Annotated in this window: 20 protein-coding genes and 1 riboswitch; of the genes, 6 read left to right on the top strand and 14 right to left on the bottom strand. The window is 47.3% G+C overall.

All coding sequences use genetic code 11. The annotated features are described in order from the left end of the window. Positions 1 to 93: 93 nt before the first annotated feature. The 4 genes from ASG33_RS05145 to fmt all read right to left on the bottom strand — a co-directional run bounded on the left by ASG33_RS05145 (position 94) and on the right by fmt (position 3,643). A complete protein-coding gene (locus ASG33_RS05145; protein ID WP_056281056.1) occupies positions 94 to 1,188 on the bottom strand; it encodes an alpha/beta hydrolase in 1,095 nt (364 codons plus the stop codon). A gap of 42 nt (positions 1,189 to 1,230) precedes the next feature. Further along, positions 1,231 to 1,728, bottom strand: coding sequence for a dihydrofolate reductase (locus ASG33_RS05150; protein ID WP_056281058.1), 498 nt, complete (start codon positions 1,726 to 1,728; stop codon positions 1,231 to 1,233). A gap of 491 nt (positions 1,729 to 2,219) precedes the next feature. Continuing rightward, on the bottom strand, positions 2,220 to 2,681 hold the full coding sequence (gene tnpA, locus ASG33_RS05155; protein WP_056281060.1) for an IS200/IS605 family transposase: 462 nt from the start codon (positions 2,679 to 2,681) through the stop codon (positions 2,220 to 2,222). A gap of 41 nt (positions 2,682 to 2,722) precedes the next feature. Further along, positions 2,723 to 3,643, bottom strand: coding sequence for a methionyl-tRNA formyltransferase (gene fmt, locus ASG33_RS05160; protein ID WP_229238557.1), 921 nt, complete (start codon positions 3,641 to 3,643; stop codon positions 2,723 to 2,725). A 232-nt stretch (positions 3,644 to 3,875) separates the two neighbouring features. Here fmt and greA point away from each other — a divergent pair, with 232 nt between their 5' ends. The 4 genes from greA to ASG33_RS05185 all read left to right on the top strand — a co-directional run bounded on the left by greA (position 3,876) and on the right by ASG33_RS05185 (position 8,607). Then, positions 3,876 to 4,358, top strand: a complete 483-nt coding sequence (gene greA / locus ASG33_RS05165) for a transcription elongation factor GreA (protein WP_056281065.1) — start codon at positions 3,876 to 3,878, stop codon at positions 4,356 to 4,358. 586 nt (positions 4,359 to 4,944) lie between these two features. Then, positions 4,945 to 6,015: a M20/M25/M40 family metallo-hydrolase gene (locus ASG33_RS05175; protein ID WP_056281068.1), complete on the top strand. Its 1,071-nt coding sequence runs from the start codon at positions 4,945 to 4,947 to the stop codon at positions 6,013 to 6,015. 164 nt (positions 6,016 to 6,179) lie between these two features. Further along, positions 6,180 to 7,232 (top strand): PA0069 family radical SAM protein, encoded by a 1,053-nt coding sequence (locus ASG33_RS05180; RefSeq protein ID WP_056281069.1) that lies wholly within the window; start codon positions 6,180 to 6,182, stop codon positions 7,230 to 7,232. A gap of 109 nt (positions 7,233 to 7,341) precedes the next feature. Continuing rightward, positions 7,342 to 8,607 carry an exo-beta-N-acetylmuramidase NamZ domain-containing protein gene (locus ASG33_RS05185; RefSeq protein ID WP_056281071.1) on the top strand — a complete coding sequence of 422 codons (1,266 nt, stop codon included), beginning with the start codon at positions 7,342 to 7,344 and terminating at the stop codon, positions 8,605 to 8,607. Here ASG33_RS05185 and ASG33_RS05190 read toward each other — a convergent pair. The 7 genes from ASG33_RS05190 to ASG33_RS05220 form a co-directional block, all read right to left on the bottom strand. Next, complete coding sequence (locus ASG33_RS05190; protein ID WP_157474578.1) at positions 8,598 to 9,233, bottom strand: hypothetical protein; 636 nt, start codon at positions 9,231 to 9,233, stop codon at positions 8,598 to 8,600. The two genes, ASG33_RS05185 and ASG33_RS05190, sit on opposite strands and share 10 nt — an antisense overlap. Before the next feature lie 12 nt (positions 9,234 to 9,245). Continuing rightward, positions 9,246 to 10,289, bottom strand: coding sequence for a hypothetical protein (locus tag ASG33_RS05195; RefSeq protein ID WP_200942720.1), 1,044 nt, complete (start codon positions 10,287 to 10,289; stop codon positions 9,246 to 9,248). Positions 10,290 to 10,299: 10 nt separating this feature from the next. Continuing rightward, positions 10,300 to 11,010 (bottom strand): NRDE family protein, encoded by a 711-nt coding sequence (locus tag ASG33_RS05200; protein WP_056281075.1) that lies wholly within the window; start codon positions 11,008 to 11,010, stop codon positions 10,300 to 10,302. After that, positions 10,998 to 11,483, bottom strand: coding sequence for a DinB family protein (locus ASG33_RS05205; protein ID WP_056283297.1), 486 nt, complete (start codon positions 11,481 to 11,483; stop codon positions 10,998 to 11,000). Before ASG33_RS05205 ends, ASG33_RS05200 begins: the two co-directional genes overlap by 13 nt. A 504-nt stretch (positions 11,484 to 11,987) precedes the next feature. Then, on the bottom strand, positions 11,988 to 12,722 hold the full coding sequence (locus ASG33_RS05210; RefSeq protein ID WP_056281076.1) for a LytTR family DNA-binding domain-containing protein: 735 nt from the start codon (positions 12,720 to 12,722) through the stop codon (positions 11,988 to 11,990). A gap of 237 nt (positions 12,723 to 12,959) precedes the next feature. Continuing rightward, the gene (gene eat, locus ASG33_RS05215) at positions 12,960 to 14,261 is read right to left on the bottom strand and encodes an ethanolamine permease (RefSeq protein WP_056281079.1); all 1,302 of its coding nucleotides are present in this window, start codon (positions 14,259 to 14,261) and stop codon (positions 12,960 to 12,962) included. A 25-nt stretch (positions 14,262 to 14,286) separates the two neighbouring features. Beyond that, positions 14,287 to 15,066 (bottom strand): phosphatidylinositol-specific phospholipase C/glycerophosphodiester phosphodiesterase family protein, encoded by a 780-nt coding sequence (locus ASG33_RS05220; protein WP_056281081.1) that lies wholly within the window; start codon positions 15,064 to 15,066, stop codon positions 14,287 to 14,289. A gap of 196 nt (positions 15,067 to 15,262) precedes the next feature. Here ASG33_RS05220 and ASG33_RS05225 point away from each other — a divergent pair, with 196 nt between their 5' ends. Then, the gene (locus tag ASG33_RS05225; protein ID WP_056281083.1) at positions 15,263 to 16,951 is read left to right on the top strand and encodes an amino acid permease; all 1,689 of its coding nucleotides are present in this window, start codon (positions 15,263 to 15,265) and stop codon (positions 16,949 to 16,951) included. A 2-nt stretch (positions 16,952 to 16,953) separates the two neighbouring features. On the opposite strand, the gene ASG33_RS05230 is transcribed toward ASG33_RS05225, so the two are convergent. The 3 genes from ASG33_RS05230 to hxpB form a co-directional block, all read right to left on the bottom strand. Next, positions 16,954 to 17,409, bottom strand: coding sequence for a hypothetical protein (locus tag ASG33_RS05230; protein ID WP_056281085.1), 456 nt, complete (start codon positions 17,407 to 17,409; stop codon positions 16,954 to 16,956). Positions 17,410 to 17,483: 74 nt separating this feature from the next. Beyond that, positions 17,484 to 18,797 carry a PAS domain-containing sensor histidine kinase gene (locus ASG33_RS05235; protein WP_229238558.1) on the bottom strand — a complete coding sequence of 438 codons (1,314 nt, stop codon included), beginning with the start codon at positions 18,795 to 18,797 and terminating at the stop codon, positions 17,484 to 17,486. A gap of 247 nt (positions 18,798 to 19,044) precedes the next feature. Further along, positions 19,045 to 19,719 carry a hexitol phosphatase HxpB gene (hxpB, locus tag ASG33_RS05240; RefSeq protein ID WP_056281089.1) on the bottom strand — a complete coding sequence of 225 codons (675 nt, stop codon included), beginning with the start codon at positions 19,717 to 19,719 and terminating at the stop codon, positions 19,045 to 19,047. Positions 19,720 to 19,809: 90 nt separating this feature from the next. Further along, positions 19,810 to 19,905: riboswitch (TPP riboswitch) on the top strand. An 85-nt stretch (positions 19,906 to 19,990) separates the two neighbouring features. Between hxpB and thiM the strand changes: the two genes are divergently transcribed. Then, complete coding sequence (thiM, locus tag ASG33_RS05245) at positions 19,991 to 20,794, top strand: hydroxyethylthiazole kinase (protein WP_056281092.1); 804 nt, start codon at positions 19,991 to 19,993, stop codon at positions 20,792 to 20,794. The last annotated feature ends 3 nt before the right edge of the window (positions 20,795 to 20,797 follow it).

Consider the following 20,797-nt stretch of genomic DNA (forward strand, 5'->3'; position numbering starts at 1 on the left):
GTCGAAGACATCTTGCACCGTGTCTTCGACTGCGCTCAGACTGACAAGCGCTTTCCTTCCTCCATCCTCCCTTTTCTCCTTCCTCCTTCTTTCTTACTCTCCAAAAAAAAGCCACTTCAATGCGATTGGGAATTCTTTGCTCCAGTGTTTTTCGCTGTGATCTGCTTTGAGATTGGTGCTGGTTTTTATCTGTACCCGATCGTAGCCAAATCGCTGATTTTCCAGAGCTTCTGTTAACTTATTGAAGTTCGGGATCATGTTGGAGCCTTCTTTTCCACCTGCGTATAGGTAAATGCGTGTGGCAAAAGGCTCGAAAAAGTGGATTACGTCAAAATAGATGCGCTGGGAAATCCATAAGGATGGTGAAAATGCCATAATTCTCCCAAAAAACTGCGGAAACATCAATGCAGCATAAATACTCAGCAAGCCACCTACCGAACTCCCGCCGATGCCTGTATTAAGCCGGTCGGGCTTGGTACGGTACTTCTCGTCGATGTGCGGTTTCAATGTTTCAGTGATAAACCTGATAAATAGCTCGCCTTGTCCCTTCCCGAGTTTCGGATTGGTATAAGGTGAAAATTCCATGATACGGTCTACATTGCCGTGGTCGATCGCCACTATAATAACGCCGGCTTTATCTTCCCCGGCCAGTTTGGTCAAGCTCTTATCGATACTCCAGTTGCCATATTCTGACCCTTCGGCAAACAGGTTTTGCCCGTCTGTCATATACAAAACCGGAAATGATAGATCGGGGCGGTCGTAATAATCGTGAGGGAGCAGGATCTGTACCCGGCGCGTTTTGCCGAGCTGAGGAATTTCAAATGCTTCGGAAACAAGCTCAACAATGGGAGATATATCGGTTTTTTTCAAAACGTCAGTTTGCCAGCGCAGTACTGTATCCTGTATTAAGGTATCTTTTTCCGTAATCACCCGGTTTCCGTAGGGATTGCCAAAGCGATCAAGTTCAACCTGGTCCCAACCTCCGCGGGTGTATTTGTATTCAACCGGGAAAATCAACTCCGCGTCTTCGGGAAACTGAAAGGTATATTTACCCGGCGACACCAGCGTCATTCTGTATTCTTCGAGGTCCGGCAGCCATTTGCAAAAGTTACCGGTAATGTAAACGGGACGCTTGTCAACAGGTGTGGTACTTAATTCGATAGTCAGGGTATCAACTAATACTTGCATTTTTATAGAGTCACATGGGTTACGTGACAGCAAAAATACTTATTAATCAGGTCTCTTTGAATAATTAACGAATTCAAATTTAAATGCGTGCTTATCGTCGTGCTCGTGCACAGTACGTTCTGTTTCGATCCAGGCGGAAGGATCGTTAACATGAAAATGGGTGTCGCCTTCGATCTCCGTATGCACTTCGGTTACATACAAGCGGTCGGCAATGGATTGCGCCTGCTTGTACAATTCACCTCCGCCGATGATGAATGCTTCCTCGTTTTCGATTTGCCGCGCAGCTTCGAGTGCTTCATCCAGGGAGTGGACTACCATAATGCCGTCGGAAGCGAAATCTGCATTGCGGGTCACAACTATGGACGTGCGCCCGGGGAGCGGTTTACCGATCGATTCGAATGTTTTTCGTCCCATGATCATCGGGTGACCCAGGGTCAACTGTTTGAACCTTTTCAAATCATCGGGCAACCGCCACAACAACTGATTATCTTTTCCAATAACGCCGTTATCGGCTACTGCAACTACGATCCCTATTTTCATCTACCAATGTTTTATCGCTCTGCGATTTTTTGTTTGTACCATCTTTTATCGCTGCGCGATTTGTTTTCTTTGACACCTTTTAGGTGTTTTATTGCTAGGCGATTTTTTGTTTGTGCCTTCTTTTATTGCTGCGCGATTTTGTTTTCTTTGATACCCTTTAGGTATTTTATTGCTACGCAGTTTTTGTTTGTACAACACTTTTTAGGTGTTTTTTGCGCTACGCAATCTTTGTTTGTGCCTTCTTCTATTGCTAGGCGACCTTTCTTCTTAGCTTTCATCTTGCTTCCTGCCAGATGATCGACGCAAATAAATCGCGTAGCGATGAAACCTCGGTAACAAGCAGGCTCTCGATCCCGCCACCAGTCGCGTAGCGACGCCACATCGGTAAAAGGTGTGCTGAGTCCCCTCAGTCGCGTAGCGACGCAACATCGGTAAAGATGTGCTGAGTCCCGGCAAGTCGCGTAGCGACGTAATATCGGTGGCACCTGTCGCTACGATGGTGCTTTGAAGATATATGCTTCGTTGTAGTCTACTTCAAACTTTTCCAGGATCGATTTGTATTCGTCGAGGAAGCCTACTTTGCGATGATGTTCTTTTTGTCTTTGAATATACCGGATTACATTGCTTACTGCCGATTTACTATATGAAAATACACCGTATCCTCCCTGCCACTCAAACCTTGAATCACAATATCCCCGGCTATTGATCCATTGTGAAGAATCAGCTTTGACATCCTGCATTAATGCTGCGATACTCTGTGTCATCTGAAGTCCGATCAGCATGTGCACGTGGTCGGAAGTTCCGTTAATCGCAAGCATCTTGTGCTTGTTCTTCTGGACTATGCCGGTGATGTACCTGTACAAATCATCTTCCCAATCGGGATCAATCAGTGCTGCGCGGTGCTTTGGCGTGAAAACGAAATGCAGGTGAACCTGGGAGTAAGTGTTGGCCATGATGATAGTGTTGTAGTGTGTAAATATTTCAACTAAGCTGCTCAGAGCCGGTAGCCTCTGAGGAAATCGCCGATTTGCATTTTCTTTTTTCCTTCCAGCTGTAAAACCTCAATCCCGATCCAGCCGTCACCTGTTTTGATATGAAGAAAAGATTTCTGGTCAGTCCTGAATTCGCCTGCTTCTCCCGGCTCGTCTGAATGGATCAGGGTCGTTTTGAAAATCTTGCAGGAGAGTCCGTTCAGGGTAGTCCAGGCGGCGGGGTAGGGTGATAAGCCTCTTACAAAATTGTGTATGGCAACGGAAGGATTGTTCCAGTCGATCTCGCAGGTTTCACGGAATATCTTTGGTGCCAGTCTGATATTTTCAGGTTCTTCCTGAGGCACCTGTGGGTAGTCGCCTGCTTCGATAGCTTTTACCGTTTTCACGACCAGCGCAGCTCCTTTTTCCATTAATCGATCATGCAAAGTTCCTGCATCATCTTCAGGAGAAATGGGCTCTTTGTCCTGGAAAATGATTTTACCCGTATCAATATCTTTTTCGATAAAGAAAGTCGTGACGCCTGTTTCAGTTTCCCCGTTGATCACCGCCCAGTTGATCGGTGCGGCGCCGCGGTAATGCGGTAGCAGCGAGCTGTGCAAATTGAACGTTCCTTTTGGCGGCATATTCCAGACCACCTCGGGCAGCATCCTGAATGCGACCACCACCTGCAAGTCGGCATTGAATGCACGCAATTGTTCGAGAAATTCCGGGTTGCGAAGCTTTTCGGGCTGCAAAACAGGGATTCCCTGCTGCTCAGCGTAGATTTTGACCGGCGAAGCTGTCTGCTTCTGGCCACGGCCCGAGGGTTTGTCGGGCACAGTAACCACAGCTACAACATTAGAATTGCTTTCGACCAGACTTTGTAAACTTGGAACCGCGAAATCGGGCGTTCCCATGAAGATTATCCTTAGTGATGTTGACATAGAGACCTGCTGCTTTTGCAGAATTATGGTGTTACCATTCACAAATATTGTTATTTTTGTCGTTCTTAAAAGCAAAATATGGTGTACTCCAAATCACATAGTAACCGAAAAGACGAGGTCTTCTAGCCTTTTTCTACGAGTGTAGTTACTCTTGTAGAGCGGTCTTAGAGCCGTTCTTTTTTTTTATCTGACAATTCAAAAATTTAATAAGACTTAAAACCAAAATAAGGTCATGGCTAAAATTTCATACTATACGGAAGAAGGATTAACAAAGCTGAGGAATGAGCTGAATGATATGAAAACCAAAGGCCGCACGGCCATTGCTGCACAAATCGCAGAGGCTCGTGACAAAGGAGATTTGAGTGAGAATGCTGAGTATGACGCAGCAAAGGATGCGCAGGGAATGCACGAAATGAAAATCGCCAAGCTGGAAGAAATCCTGTCTAATGCCCGGGTAATTGACGAATCTGCAATCGATAACTCCCAGGTTTCCGTTCTCTCCAAAGTGAAGATTAAAAACCGTAAGAATGGAATGGAGGTAACATACACGCTGGTATCAGAAGAAGAAGCCGATCTGAAAGCAGGCAAGATCTCGGTAGGTTCCCCGATCGGAAAAGGATTGCTGGGCAAAAAGGTAGGCGAAACAACAGAGATCAAAGTTCCAGCCGGTTTAATGGAATTCGAAGTACTGGATATCAGCCGGTTTTTGGAGTAAGCAGAATTGGTAAATGAAGGATCGCCATGGTTGATTAGCGTGGCGGTCCTTCTTTTTTGTATTAGCTGTTGGCTATTAGCTATTAGTCCTTCTCTGTAAAGTCATCTGCTTTCTTATACAGAATTAGCTAAGAGCTAAAAGCCAATAGCTAACAGCTAACAACCCACAGCCGAGTCTTTCCACGCCATGACCCCCAAAGGCATTATCCTCACTGTTTCCTTCCTCTGGGTTGAGGCTATGGCCTTTTTTCCTTTTATTTTATTAAAACATAAATCCCCCAGCCGGTTCCTGATCAATCATGAGCGCATTCATTTGAAGCAACAAATCGAGCTTGGGCTGATCGTTTTTTACCTCTGGTACTTCGCCGAATATTTTATACGGCTGGTTCAGTACAAAAAACATTATTTAGCCTATCTTCATATTTCCTTTGAACGGGAAGCTTTTCAGCATCAATCCGATCTGGCATATCTTGAAAAAAGGCGTTTCTGGGCTTTTTTGAAGTATTTGCGGGATTAATAACGTACTCTGAAAGCCAATCCGCTTCAAGGGAAAACGTACATTTTAGTCGCAATTTTAAAATGAAAATATGGCAGACAAGAGCGTAGATTTTCTTTATAAGTATCTAAACAATGCATCGCCAACCGGCTTCGAATCAACCGGTCAGCAAATCTGGCTTGACTACATCAGGCCCTATATTGAAGAGGAAATCATTGACACTTATGGTACCGCAGTTGGTGTAATCGGGCCGGGGCAGGATTACAAAGTGGTGATTGAGGCGCATTCCGATGAAATTTCCTGGTTTGTAAATTATATCTCCGACGACGGCTACATTCACGTTCGCAGAAATGGCGGTTCGGATGCAGCTATCGCGCCTTCCATGCGGGTTAACCTGCATACTGCAAAAGGTGTTGTAAAAGGTGTATTTGGCTGGCCTGCCATTCACGTGCGCGATGTTGCCAAAGATCAGGTGCCCAAAGTACACGAGCTTTTCATCGATGTAGGCGCTGCCAAGAAAGATGAAGTTTTTGAAATGGGCATTCATGTCGGTACCGTGGTAACCTTTGCCGACGGGCTCGATGAACTGAATGAGAAATACTATGTTGGTCGCGCACTCGATAACAGAATGGGCGGCTACATGATCGCCGAAGTGGCGCGCATGCTGCACGAGAACAATGTGAAGCTTCCGTTTACATTGTATGTTGTAAATGCAGTACAGGAAGAAATCGGTCTGCGGGGTGCAGAAATGATCGCCCGCAGGTTGAAGCCCGATCTGGCAATTTGTACGGACGTAACCCACGACACCCAGTCGCCGATGTACAACAAAAAGGAGCAGGGCGACCTCAAAGCCGGAAACGGACCGGTAATCTGCTACGGACCGGCGGTACAGAACAATGTGCGCGAGCTGCTCATCAACGTTGCCAATGAGAAAAGCATTCCGTTCCAGCGCCAGGCAGTGAGCCGGTCTACCGGGACAGACACCGATTCATTTGCATACTCAACAGAAGGAATTGCGTCTGCATTGATTTCACTGCCTCTGAAATACATGCATACTACCGTGGAAATGGTGCATAAAGAAGACGTGAAAAATGTAATTCAGCTGATGTACGACGTACTTTTGTCCCTCAAAGGCAACGAGGATTTCAGGTATATTAAGTAACTTCTGTCACCCTGAGCGCAGTCGAAGGGCATTGTGCACGCCCTTCGGCGGCCCGGTGCGCTCAGCCTGACAAGCCTAAAAGTAGCTTTGGCCGCGCTTAGGATGACAAACAAAGGACCCAAACAACCCATTTAAACATCAACAACTATGCAAATCATTAACAAATGGACAATCGTGTTCGCGGCAGGGGAGCCGCCATCAATCCCCACAACAAATTCTTCAAACAAAGCACGGAATATACTTCCGAAGACTGGCAGCAATGGGAAGAGCCAGAGGTAAATCCCAAAACCCAGTTCATTGAGGAGCAATCCAAAACTTTATTAAGCGTATCAGACAGTCCCGATCTGGGGGCTTTCCATTCTCTTAACCCCTACCGGGGTTGTGAGCACGGTTGTATTTATTGTTACGCCCGCAACTCGCACGAGTACTGGGGCTACTCCGCAGGACTTGATTTTGAAACCAAGATCATTGTCAAGAAGAATGCACCCCAGCTGCTGGAAAAGCTTTTTAACTCCAAAAAGTGGGAACCTAAAAGTATTCACATTTCCGGGAATACAGACTGTTATCAGCCCGGCGAGAAAAAGTACAGACTTACCCGGCAGTTGCTGGAAATATGTCTGCGCTACCGCAATCCGGTAAGTGTACTGACCAAGAATGCATTGATCCTGCGGGACCTGGATGTGCTGGAAAAGCTGGCGAAGCTGAACCTGGTCCACGGCGCTATTTCCATTACTTCGCTGAATGAGGACCTGAGACACAAGCTGGAACCCCGGACAGTAACCGGAAAGCGCCGCTTGCAGGTGGTGAAAGCCCTTAGCGAAGCAGGAGTACCTATGGGGGTGATGACTGCGCCGATCATTCCCGGACTAAATGACCATGAGATTCCAACGATCATCGAAGCTTCTGCTGAGAGCGGTGCATTATGGGCCAATTATACCGTTGTGAGGCTAAACGGTGCAATAGCGACCTTATTTGACGAGTGGGTTCACCATCATTTCCCGGATCGCGCGGCCAAAGTTCTGAACCAGATCAAAGAATGTCACGGCGGACAGGTGAATGATTCCCGGTTCGGCTTGCGAATGGTAGGAGAGGGGAGTTTTGCCGAACATATCAGGCAATTGCACGATCTGGCTTGCCGCAAGTATTTCAAGGGAAGAGAACTCCCGCCGGTAGATACCAGCCAATTTATGCGCGCCGGACAAATGCGACTGTTTTAGATTTTGCCACGAATACACGAACGGTCACGAACAGTCTCAGGAATTTTCGTGACCTTTCGTGTATTCGTGGCAACAAAAACTTAGTTTTAACACAAACAATCCCGATCCCATGAAAACCTTATTAACCGCATTTAGTCTGACACTGAGCCTCGGCTCGCTGGGCAACTGCGTCAATTCCTCCGCTTCCAAAAGCCCGGTACTTTCAGCAAATGATTCCATTAACACCGGCGGAGTTGAACAGGCAGCCAAGGCACCGGTGACTGCTGCCGACCAGATTTCACAGTATATCGGTTATCTCAAAGGTAAAAAGGTAGGGATTGTGGTAAACCAAACTTCCATTATAGGAAGCAAACCGATGGTGGACAGCCTGGTTGCGCTTGGCGTCAACATCGTAACCATTTTCGGACCTGAGCACGGCTTTCGTGGCTCAGCCAGCGCTGGGGATAAGGTAAGTGACAGTGTAGACCCGAAGACGGGGATACCCGCGATTTCATTATACGGAAAATTAAAGCGGCCGACTAACGAACAAATGGCGAAGCTCGACCTGATCGTTTTCGACATCCAGGATGTAGGCGCTCGCTTTTATACTTATATCAATACGCTCGGTCACGTTATGGAGGCTTGCGCCGAGAACAACAAGGAAATGCTGATCCTCGACCGCCCTAATCCAAATGGTTTTCTGATCGACGGACCTATCCTGGAAGATCATCTGCATTCAGGAATAGGTATGTACCGGATCCCGATCTCACATGGGCTGACAGTGGGCGAGTTTGCGCAAATGATCAATGGAGAAGGTTGGCTGCCGAATAAAATGCAGTGTAAGCTTAAAATCATCAAAGTAGCCAACTATACGCACGATACGCCTTATACCGTGCCGGTGTTTCCATCACCCAACCTCAATACGCAGCAGTCGGTGATGCTCTATCCGCATATCTGTATGTTTGAAGGTACTATTGTCAGTCAGGGGCGTGGAACTTACATGCCCTTTACAGTGCTGGGCGCGCCTGCTTTGAAGGGGAAATACGAGTTTTCGTTTAAGCCGCAAAGCATTAAAGGAATGAGCGAAACGCCGCTGCACCAGGATGTGGAATGTTACGGATTGGACCTGCGAAAATATGATATGTCTTCGATCAGAAAGTCAGGCAAGCTTAACCTGGGCTGGTTAATGGATATGTACAAAGCTTATCCCGATAAAGCACGTTTTTTTGACAGGTCACAGAGCAAGCAAATGAACGATTTTGATAAGCTCGCAGGTACCGAAAACCTGAGAAAGCAGATCATCGCGGGGGCTTCTGAGGAGGAAATCCGGAAAAGCTGGGAGCCCGGACTTTCACAATTCAAGGAAGCCAGAAAGAAGTACCTGCTTTATCCCTGAGCGTGCCTGTACTTGCGGTAGAATTTGACCGACTGCATGATCGCCAGCAGCACGAATATTAGTGAAAATATGTGAACCGAAAGCCAGGGGCTAAACCTGGATGTGCGGGTGAGCACTTTTTGCAAAATCATTACAAAAATAAAAACGCCCGTAAAAGTGCCGGCAGAAGTGCCCGACACGTAGGCGTATTTTCGAGAGCCGGAAACTTCAATGTAACCGGCATTGATCAGGTATAAATTCCAGCCCATCCAGAAAGGCACCTGCACCAGGTTAATGCAGTTCAATGCAAGACCAAGAACAAACGGCGAAAAGCCCGTCATAAAAGCAGGAATACTGTTCTCACTTTTGGTTTCCGTTCCATTGTAGAAGGAAACCGCAAGTGCAAGCATAAAAACGATCGAGAGTATCTCGGTTGCTTTAGTAAAACGCTTATGGTTGTGTAGCCAGTTGGCAGCTTTTAACGTGAGCAGGATCAGCAAAAATTCGATAATCACCACACCGAGCAGGAACGAGGTAAGGCTTGCAATGCCTTGCGACTGGTACATTTTCAATGCAATGACATTGATGTAACCCAGCGGCATTGAGCCTACCATGCTTACTATAAAACCCACCAGAATGTTCTTCAAATGCACCATAGGTTAAAATCTTTCCAGCTTTTGAACATGGAGCTTATTTTGCCTTAACATCCGGATACCTTCCGCAAAGGTCAGGAACCGGTGCCCTTTGCTGTGATTAATGCGGCTGATCCGGAACAACATCGAGAAGTGCCGCACGATCTCCTTCCAGGCTGTGAAAATGGACTGGCCAGGGTCGTAAATGTGCGTTGGTTCGCTGCCAGCGCCATTAAGCTCGATGATCGACAGGTTTTTACCTGCCCGCAATTCTTCCAGCGTGTTGTACTTCATATCAATGCGACCGTAGTAAAAATCAGGTACCTGCAGGCAAATCCTGTTGATTACTTCTGTAAGCTGTTTATCAGCCCAGGAAGTCGCATTGACAAACCTCGATCCGCGCGCGTGATTTCCGTAAGGTACCAGCATCACCCGCTCTCCGGCAGCCGGCACTTCCAGCAAACGTTCCTTGTACATTTTCCGGAGTGCATTCAGTTGCAGGTGGAAGCGCGGATTTCGTTCAATGAGGTCCAGTATTGATGAATTTCCATCGCCCGTAATGGTCAGGAATTCCTTCGCTACAATGCCGGTAATTCTTCCGGTAGCCTGATTTGGAAAACGGACGTAAAACACGCCCATTTCGTTAGGTAAGTCGATATACTCCTGGACCAGGAATTCGAAGTCGACTTTTTCGATGTAGGCTTTAAGATCTTGTTCATTCTCGATCTTTTGGACAGCCATACCACGCATGCCGATATCGGGTTTGGCGATCAGCGGGAAAGTAAGTCCGGCCAATTTGCATTGCTGCTGAACAATGGAGAAAGGCGTACCGGGTTTACACAAAATCGTTTTCGGATAAAACTGACGCGGTATCAGATCGTAGATTTCTTTTTTCGACTCCATTAAAAAACCTCCATTCCGGATCAAAGGATTGGAAGCATTGAAGAAGAAAAACGACCGCGCCCGCAGCGAATAGTAAAACCACACGAAGTACATCGGGATATACACAATCCCGAAAGGCCAGTATTCCCAATGTGTGATTTTGTGAAACAGGAGTGCAGCTCTTTTCAAGACGGTTGCATTAAACGGTGGTGAAAGAGTTGGCGCATGTTTGTTCCTGTAAAAGATCCCGGTGGAACATTTCAGTGTTGTTACGCAGCCTCACAGCCTGTGTAATGCTGAATGTCTTAATGATATTTCCCCTGTTAATGACCAAGCCGTTTTCACGATTGTCCCTGGCTGTATTGGAGTGGAAAAAACGCATATCCTCCGGATCAGGTAGCCGGTTTTGTTCCAGAAAATCCCTGAACCACAACTCCCTTTCCTGCCGGACTTCGGGTGCATATAGCGTGCTCGAAGACCAGATGTAATGCGCATTTACAGAAAGCTCCTGTATTTCCTTTTTCAAACCATCCCAGCGCAGCTGATACAGGTTGTCCGTCAGGCTCAGGATAATTGTAAATGGCTCAATTTCATCCAGATCATAATCTGCCCAGGTAGTAACCGACGATTCCGCAGCGACAATATCGAGCAGTACCAGGCCACGGCTTTTACGGTAAAATGGCTGGGCGACGTGCCGGTCCGCAGCGCCATTCAGAAGTACGCCGACAGTTGCATTTCCATCTATCGCAAACCAACTGCCGCCTCCGAGCGGATCTTTCGGGAAAGTAATCTCCTTATTACCGATCAAATAAGCTTGTGGATAAATTGCCGCCGGCCGGTTTTTATGTTCGTCGCGGTTTGAAGTCAAAATGGTACATTCACCATGCCTCACGTAGGTTACTGTGCACATTGTCTGTATTCAATAGTGGAAGGAGCTACTCCAAAACTTTCGTCCACCTCCACATTGTGCATATCCATGATCGCAACGCGGATCAGCGCCTGGTGATGGATACAATGTTCAAGATTGTAAAGCAGCTCTCTGTGATAATTGGTGTCAATGGAAAATTCCCTGCCCGGCGCATGGTGCAGGAGGGTAAGTCTTTTATCAGCTTTATCAATGCTTTCACGGATCCTGTGAATACACCCGCGTGCGTATTCGGGCAGCGTTTCGATCAGGGTATTCCTGGGCCGACTCTCATAATTGATCCTGCCGCATTCATATTGGTTGATCAGGCATTGAAACAGCTCGATAATATGCCGGGTATGCTGACCAATGCTCGCACCGCTAAGTTCCCGGCAAGGGAAATTGTACTGTTCATTTGTCAACTGACTCAAAAAGGTATCTATTTCGCCAAGGGTGTGCCTTACGGATTGAACGAGCATATCAAAAGTCTTTTTTTTCGGCGGTAAAAAATTGTTCCAGCTACCTGCCCGAATTTCAATAAGCACCGCATTTCCCGGTCTGCGGACTTCCCTGCGAGCAGCAATCATCGCTTGTTTAATGAGGCAGACTGAAAAACGAAACATCCCGGGGATAGCTTCCCAGGGATGTTTAATTATTCTCAACGATATTTAATTAAAGGCGCAAATAGATTTAGTTTAGGTTATAAGCTCTTGGTTAATGTGTGCATAATACAAAAAAAATGTCATTTAATGCCATTTTGTATAGATACGATAATTGGGTCAAATCGGATCTGTCGCGTGCATTTATTTTTGAATTTTTTCGACAGTATTATTAGTGGAAAAAATAAAACTATAAATGCTTGTGGATGCTCTATGAAAATAGTTCGATACCATCGATCTCCCAAAATTTTGGGACAATCCCGAAGTTTTTAGGGGTGAAGTCCTGGAATTGTTGGGTAAAGCCTGCTGAGACTTCAATACTGGTCAGGAGAACGTTTTGACCCTGCTGAGCAGATCGTTCCGGTTGTCGTTTGTGATCGGAATTTCGATTTCGTTGATCATCACATGCACATAGTCAATCGCCGTAATCGCATTCAGATTGATGATGAAGGATTTATGAACGCGGAAGAACACGTTTGCAGGGAGCTGCTGAAGCATGTTTTTAAGTGTTTCCCGGATCGTATATTTTTTGTTCTTTGTGTGCAGTTCAAGATAGTTATCGTCGCTGCGGATGTAAAGGATATCTGCCAGCTGGATCTTTGTAAACATCTGTTTTTCCTTGATAAACAGCGCATCCTTGATCACAGTCGTATCCTCTTTTTCCTTGCTTTTGCTTTCGCCGGCCAATGCAGCAAGGCGGTAATTTTCAAGCGCCAGCTTCACGGCTGTATATACCGTGATTTTCTGAAACGGTTTTTGCAAAAATGCATGCGGCGCCGACTGCAGGGCTGCATTTACTACGGCGATATCGTCGTGGCTGGACAGGAAAAGGAATGGTATGCCGAGATTTTCCCGAATGTGATCGGCAAGATCAATACCAGTCTGGTAGCCGTTCAGGTTGATGTCAAGAATCGCAAGGTGGAAGATTCTGGAATTGAGCATTTCTACCGCAGTAGCATAGTCAGAAGCAATGTCATTGGCCTCATAGCCAAATCCATTCAGGAGAAATTGGAGGTGTCTGGCAATAATAAAATCGTCCTCAACAATTAGAATGTTCATTTTGTCAAATTGTACGCAACGCACTTGGCGAATCGTGACCGATAAATCTTTAATAGAACAGGGCTTACTCGCCGGACTTGAAATAGTATGCATTCAAATACGAAATAACTTGTGTTTCGGATTTTCTAATACGTACTAGTCTTACAATTCACAGCTTTGCAAGATATTAAAATAAATATAAAATCGATTCTCACACAAGGACTTATAAATTTTGTAGAGATATTTCGAATAATGAAATCAGTGCGTTTTGTGGCGGCCGGTGAGTAGAAAAAGCAATGTAACCAATGCAAGTCCGCCGAAGAACCAGAGACTTAATGCAGGATTATAGTAGATAATTGCCACTAGGCACACGCCCGAGAGCAGGAGCGCGACCGCTGGAAAATAGGGATAGGCGGGTACTTCGAAAGGTCTTTCGAGGGCAGGTTCTTTTCTCCGCAGTGAAAACAACGCGGCCATACTGATCATATACATGACCACTGCACCTAATGCAGCCAAAATGATCACCTGATCCGTAGTACCCAGCAGCAACGCGGCGCACCCGGCCACTCCACCGGCGATCAGCGCCCAGTGCGGCGTTTGGAAGCGCGCATTTACCTGGCCTAAAAAAGAAGGAAGATACCCGCTTCTGGCCAATGCGAAAATTTGCCGCGAATAGCCGATTACCGTTCCGTGAAAGGAGGCGATCAGCCCGAAAAGGCCAAGACTGGCGAAGAGCTGCGTGAGCCCGCTGTCGCGACCCAGCACAATGCCCAGGGCAGCAGGCAATGGATAGTCGATCTCGCTCAGCGACTGCCACGGAGCGATACCGCCCGTAACGATCATCACGGCCAGCGCAAGTACCACCAGCGTAAGGATACCATAAATGTAGCCTAGTGAAATAGTGCGCCTGGGATCTTCCACTTCTTCGGCCACCATTGCCACGCCCTCTATCGCCAGGTAAAACCAGATCGCGAATGGAAGTGCAGCAAAAACGCCCGGCCAGCCAAACGGCATCGGGTCTGTGACGTAAGTCTCGTACGAAAAGTGCGGGGCAATAATGCCGATGTAGATCAGCAGCTCGGCAACAGCGAGCAGGGTTACCACCAGGGAAAAGGTAGCCGATTCTTTTATCCCCAATAAATTGATCATAATGAAGATCAGGTAACACGCAAATGCGACGTGCAGCACTTCCAGCTGCGGGTACAGGAAGTGGGAGTAGCTGCCCAATGCAAAAGCAATGGCGGTAGGTGTTACCAGAAACTCGACCAGCGTGGCATAGCCCGCGATCAGCCCGCCCCACCAGCCAAATGCCCGGTGAGCGTAGGAAAACGGCCCGCCAGCCTGGGGAATGGAGGTTGTCAGCTCGGTGAAGCTGAAAATGAAGGTAACGTACATCACTGTTACCACCAATGTCGCGATCAGAAAACCGATTGTTCCTGAAACCCCCCAACCATAATTCCAGCCAAAATATTCACCTGAAATAACCAGTCCGACCGCGATCGCCCAAAGGTGGATTGGCTTTAAAACTTTTTTAAGAGCAGCACTTTGTACGGAGGTCATACGGTTCAGGTTAGTTGTTCAGGAGCTATCTTGGGGCATTGCGCAGGTAGTCGCCCATTTCCCTGACTTTGTCGGTGTTCAGGTAGTCGACATTCATGGACATGAGCGTGCGCCAGGAATTGATATTATCAGGCGTGGCCCAGATCCTTACTTTTTTGCCCATATCGTGAACCTGGCTGATCATTTTCATCAGGTTTTTCTTTTCTTTTTCGGGAATTGGACCTTCACCATTCCAGCGGGAGTATTTCTGGAATGCCTGACTGATCAATCCGATTCTCCGCAGCTGCGCAGGTGTGTAGGTGATTTCAGGCCGGCCGTCGAAATAGATAAACGCAGGATACTTTTCGAATGTGGCGGGATCAGGCACGTTTCCGCTGATCACGATTTTGACAGAACCTTCGGGCGCAAAAATGGCTTTATGCGGTTCGAGCTGCCTGATCAATGCGGCCAGGGTTTCCTCTCCCGGCGTCTTTAGGTCGATGAGCAGTTGCATAGGCATATCGCCGGGATAGATCTTGCCGCCGTTTTTGCCAGCCTGTTCCAGAATGGGTTGAAGATAAAGCGCTCCGAAAGTTCTTTTGGGACTGATTTCCTTTATCTCATGCGCCACGTAAAGGCTGTCCTGCACGAGATAAAGATCCGCCTCGATAGAGCCGAACTGCTGTTCATAGGCATCAAAGAATGGTTTACGGCGCGTGTAATCATTGTGTGAATGCGCCTGGGCGGTGGTGTAAGCTTTGTTTTTTTGAGCAAATGTAAAAGGGGCAACGAATGCAAAAAGCAGGAACGTAAAGGTCAGTTTCATGTGGCTGGTGCGGAATGGGTAAGCTAATATCAGATCGAGAACACAATCTTCTTCGGTTTGATTTATAAAGCAAGAATTTTCTTCTGAAATAAGGGGCTATTTCAAACAAATTTGCAATGAAGTGCGCAGATGAGCTGAGAATATCTTTATTTTAGCCCCACTTATCGCATTCCGATACAGGTAAATCAGCTCCTGCATGAAACAAAATTCTTCTCTATTCCGGAAAAAAACGGTTGATCAAATTCTTAAAGACGCACATGCCAATGAAGGTGGATTAGCAAAAATCCTGGGAGTGAGGGACCTGGTATCGCTTGGAATTGCGGCAATCGTGGGAGCAGGGATTTTCAGTACCATCGGTCTGGCCAGCTTTAATGGCGGCCCTGCTGTTTCACTTCTTTTTGTTTTCACTGCAATCGCATGTGTGTTCACAGCATTGTCTTACGCACAGTTTGCCAGCACGGTTCCTGTATCCGGTAGTGCCTACACGTACGCATACGTCGCTTTTGGCGAGCTCTTCGCCTGGATTATCGGATGGGCGCTTATTCTCGAATACGCCGTGTCCAATATGGTCGTCGCCATTTCGTGGTCGGAGTACTTCGTCAGTATGCTCAAAGGTTTCGGCATTACGCTGCCGGGCTGGCTTACGATCAATCAGGAAAGTGCATTTGAAGCATACAGTAAGCTGCAAACTGCCGGAGCCGCCGAATTGTCGAGCTACGAACAATTTGCTGCTACTGCCTACGAGACCGCCCCGCGCATCGGCGACTTCGCGATCATGCTTAACCTGCCCGCGGGACTGGTTACATTGCTGATCACCGCGCTGGTTTACATCGGTATCCGCGAGTCGCGGACAGCAAGCAACATTATGGTGGTGTTGAAGATAGGAGTAGTGCTCCTGGTGATCCTGGCAGGTGCATTTTATGTAAAACCGGAGAACTGGACTCCCTTTGCACCCAATGGGGCCAAGGGTGTTCTGAGTGGAGTAGCCGCAGTATTTTTTGCATTTATAGGTTTTGACTCCATTTCTACCACGGCAGAAGAATGTAAAAATCCGCAACGCGATATGCCGCGGGCGATGATCTACTGTCTGGTAATTTGTACCGTTCTATATGTACTGATTACACTTGTACTGACGGGGATGGTCAATTACAAAGAACTGAAAGTAAGTGATCCGCTTGCATTTGTTTTCCAGCAAAACGGGCTTGACTTTATGGCGGGGGTTATATCGGTTAGTTCTGTCATCGCAATTACAAGCGCATTGCTGGTGTACCAGCTGGGCCAGCCAAGGATCTGGATGACCATGAGCCGCGACGGCTTGCTGTGGAAAAGGTTTTCGAAGATTCACCCCAAATACCAGACACCCTCATTTGCCACGATCGTCACAGGTTTTGTGGTAGGTATCCCTGCATTGTTTTTCAAAATGGATTTCTTCGTCGACCTGACCAGCGTGGGTACATTCTTCGCATTCATTCTGGTTTGCGGCGGCGTACTTTACCTGGATCACAAAGGCATTTCGGCGCAGTCCAAGTTCAGGGTACCTTACCTGAATGGAAAGTACCTGGTTGGGTTGTTGTTTGTGGTTGCAGTGATCGGTCTCGCCTTGTACGGACAGGAAGTTATTGCAGAATGGGATACACTTTCAGGCGCTGAAATCATCGAGCACAAGCTGCTGACGATTATTTTCTGGATTACCTGGGCGGTTTTATCAGTAATGAGCTTCAAACATAATTTTTCAATACTACCGGTAGCAGGTATCCTGACAAACCTGTACCTGATGACCGAACTAGGCTCTTCCAACTGGCTGATCTTCGTGATCTGGCTGGCGATCGGGCTGGTGATCTATTTCAGCTACGGATACCGTCGGAGTAAACTAGCCGCTCAATAATTTTATAGTTTTTCTACTTTCAGCTTGATCCGGCGAACCTCTTTTTGACGCACGCTGTCGAGGGAAGGTCCGGGTTCCAATGCCGAGAGTATGAATCGGTATTGCTGGCCCGCGAAGTTTTTGTCAAGGGTATCTATCAATACATAAGACGTTTTAACGCTGTCTTTCCGGGAAAACTGGCAACCTCCGAGGCACATCTTGACGTGCTCATTGATCCTACCCTCTGTCGTTATGCCCGATAACAGCAGGTCTACCTGCGCATTGCCCGCCCAAATGCAGTTTGCGCCTTCGGGACAGCGGCTGTCTCCATAAGCAAAGAAGGTCAGGGTAGCTTTGGGAACGTCATTAATTGTGATGGTTTCCTTATAGGCGATCCCTTCATCCCGCTTGTCAATGGAGTTATTTTGGCAGGAAACGATACTGCAAACCGCCGTGATCATCAATGCAAACTTTTTCATACCAGTCAGAATTTTTTTTCTTAACAGATGTTTGAAGGCGGTAAATAGTTGGAATGGAGCTGCCGATGGGCTTACTATATAATAAGCGTAAAAGTGGTACCCTTTCCTACTTCGGAAGTCACATTGAGCTGGCCGTTATGCTGTTGCAAAATCTGGCGGGAAAGACTTAATCCAATGCCGGAGCCAGTCTTTTTGGTTGTGTAAAAAGGAATGAAAATGTTCTCGATCGCCTCTGGTTCGATACCGTCCCCATTATCAGCTACTTCTATCATCACGGTGTTGTCGGTCTGGTAGGCGGTGAGTGTGATGAGCCGGTCGGTTTGGGCCGAAAAAGCCTCGGAAGCATTTTTGACGAGGTTGATCAAAACCTGCTGGATCTGGTCTGCATCAGCTTTGACCATCAGGTTCTCCGGTTTTACCGAAAGTTTCCACAAAACACCCGACTTGGTCAGGTCTGTTTGGAGCAGCTGCAATACTTCCTGCAAAAGCTCTGCAACACTGTGGCTGGCGAAAACCGGTTTGGGCAGCGTCGTAAAATCGCGATACGCATTTACAAATTGCATCATACCCTTGCTGCGCTTTTCGAGCGTAGATAATGCCTCTTTCAAGTCATTAACAGCCTCCTGGTCGCTGGTGGATTTTTCAATATCTTCATTCACGATCAATCGCATGGTACCTACCAGCGACACGATCGGCGTCATGGAATTCATGATCTCGTGACGTAAAACCCGCGTCAGGTTTTGCCACGATTCAACTTCCTGCTGCTGTAATTCGGTTTGGATATTTTGTAAAACCACAATCCTGACCCACATACCGCGCAGCTGGATCGCCGCACCCTGCAATGCAAGCGGCTGGTCTGACGGAGTACGGTACAATTCCCGCACGCCGCTGTTCAGATTGGAAAGCAGCTCGTAAAGGCGCGGATGCTTGTCTTTCAGCTCCACAAGCTGGTGTAGCCGGTAAATACCAAGCATGCGCAAAGCCGCATTGTTGATCAGGTTCACCTGGCCCGTGCTGTCAAAAGTGATCAACCCCGTACCAATATGCTGCACAATGGTATTCAGGTATTGAAGATTCGCCTCCTTTTCTGCCCGCGCCTGGCGAAATGCGTGCAATACCTCATTGAATTGCTGGTTAAGCTCCTTGAAAGTACGCCCCATTTTGTTGTCCGACCGGAAATTGATCGTAAAGTCAGAGTACCGCACCGATTCCAGGAAATAGGTGAGCTTCCTGTTCACATTGGTCACATACTGATACAGCAGCGAAGCCTGCACAAATATGAAAATGGTTCCGAGCACATACACGAGCATTTCATTGGTATGCCTGGCAGCAAGCCACGCCAAAGCAATCACGCTCAGGATAATAATCGCTATCCTGATCATGATCATAATACTAAAGTGCCGAAGTCCGATCATCGAAGGGCTGGTGGTTTTTTAGTTAATGGGTTGTTTGGTCGTTTGTAGTCATTGGGTCATTGATTGCCATTTATGGTCTTTAGGTCATTTGTAGTCATTAGCTTATTGATTGTATTGGATGAAGGTATGCTTTGAGTCAATTGATGAATCTCAAAAGACAAAAAATGACAATCAATGACTATTAATGACCATCAATGACCAAAAATGACAATAATCCCCTTTAACCCTCAACCACATTCGCCGGCACGCCTGACATTTCGCTCAATATATATTTTTCCAGCGAGCTGATTTTATAATGCGCCATATCAAATTTCGGATCTTTGAAAACTTCCGCAGCAGGGACCGAAATGGTTACCATTCCCGCAGCATGCGCCGACCGCAGCCCGGCATGTGAATCTTCAAATGCAATGCATTCTTCCGGCAGTACGCCCAGTTTTTTGGCGGTGGTCAGGTACACAGCCGGGTGTGGTTTGGTAAATTCTTCCAGTTCTCCTGAATGCCAGGTATCGAAGTATTCTGTGATATTCAATCTCTCGAGTACGCCTTCGATCAGATCCATGTGTGAAGCGGAAGCTACTGCCAGCTTCAAACCTTCTGCTTTAAGCGTTTTGAGCAGTTCGATTGCGCCGGGCATTGCCTTGGCATTGTTCAGGATCAGCGTATGTGCCTTTGCTAGGATCTCTTTTTCAAGCTCTTCGAATGAAGGCGTGTTCCAGGGTTGGATTTTGTGACAAAAATCCAGGAAAAGCTTGATCGACAAGCCTGTGGTCTGGAGTTTAAGTGCGTCAGTAATTTCAAAATTCACTTTTTTCATTACTTCATGAGCCGCCTGGTGCCACATTGGCTCTGAGTCGATCAGGAGGCCGTCCATGTCAAAAATTGCTGCTTTGATCATATTTGGGTTATTGTAAATGCGAAATCGGGTTGGTGATTGGTTATAAATTGTTTTTTAATAACTCCTTAAAACTACTACTTTCGTAAATAAGAATGGCTTTGGGGGTGTCCAAAATAAGGACTGAGATTTATACCCTTTGAACCTGAAACAGTTGGTACTGTCGTAGGAAAAAGCGTGCGCGATCGTGTGATCTGCAATACCTTACAAAAAGCCCGCCAATGCGCGGCCGCTCCCTCCATTTGCCCATTCGTTTTTAAACAAACACCGTGCTATGGACTTGCATCTTGAACAAAATCTCACCCAACTGAGGAATACCGCGCCGCTCGTGCACAACATTACCAATTTCGTGGTGATGAACTATACAGCCAATGCATTGCTGGCAGTTGGTGCTTCGCCGGTAATGGCGCATGCGGTTGAGGAAGTTGAAGAAATGGTATCGATCGCCGGCGCCCTCGTTGTGAACATTGGTACATTATCGGCACCGTGGGTAGCAGGTATGAAACTGGCGATCCGAAAGGCTTCCGAACTGAACAAACCCATTGTGCTGGACCCCGTGGGTGCAGGCGCGACCAGCTACCGGAACCAGACGCTCACAGAGCTGCTGGAACTCGCATCTCCTGCTATTATCCGCGGAAACGGATCTGAAATACTCGCAGTGGCCGGCGCTAACATCCGTACAAAAGGTGTCGACAGTACCGCCAATTCTACCGACAGCCTTGGAGCAGCGCGCGCATTGAGCAGTCAGTTTGGCTGCGTCGTAAGTGTGAGCGGCGCCACCGACATCATCGTTAAAGGAGAACAAACTGCCTACATTTCCAATGGAGTCGCATTGATGACGAAAGTAACCGGAATGGGCTGCTCCGCCTCTGCAATCGCAGGCGCCTATGCGGCGATAGTTGCCGATCCATTTGAAGCAGCTGTTTCAGCTGCGGCTACAATGGGCGTTTGCGGCGAACTGGCTTACCGCCATGCAAAATTGCCCGGCTCTTTCCAGATTGCTTTTCTGGATTGCTTGTCAGATATTACGCCGGCACACCTGGCTGAGCTGGCCAGGATCAAACTTTCTGAATTATAATAG

The sequence above is a fragment of the Dyadobacter sp. Leaf189 genome, from assembly GCF_001424405.1.
In the GTDB taxonomy this organism is placed as follows: Bacteria; Bacteroidota; Bacteroidia; order Cytophagales; family Spirosomataceae; genus Dyadobacter.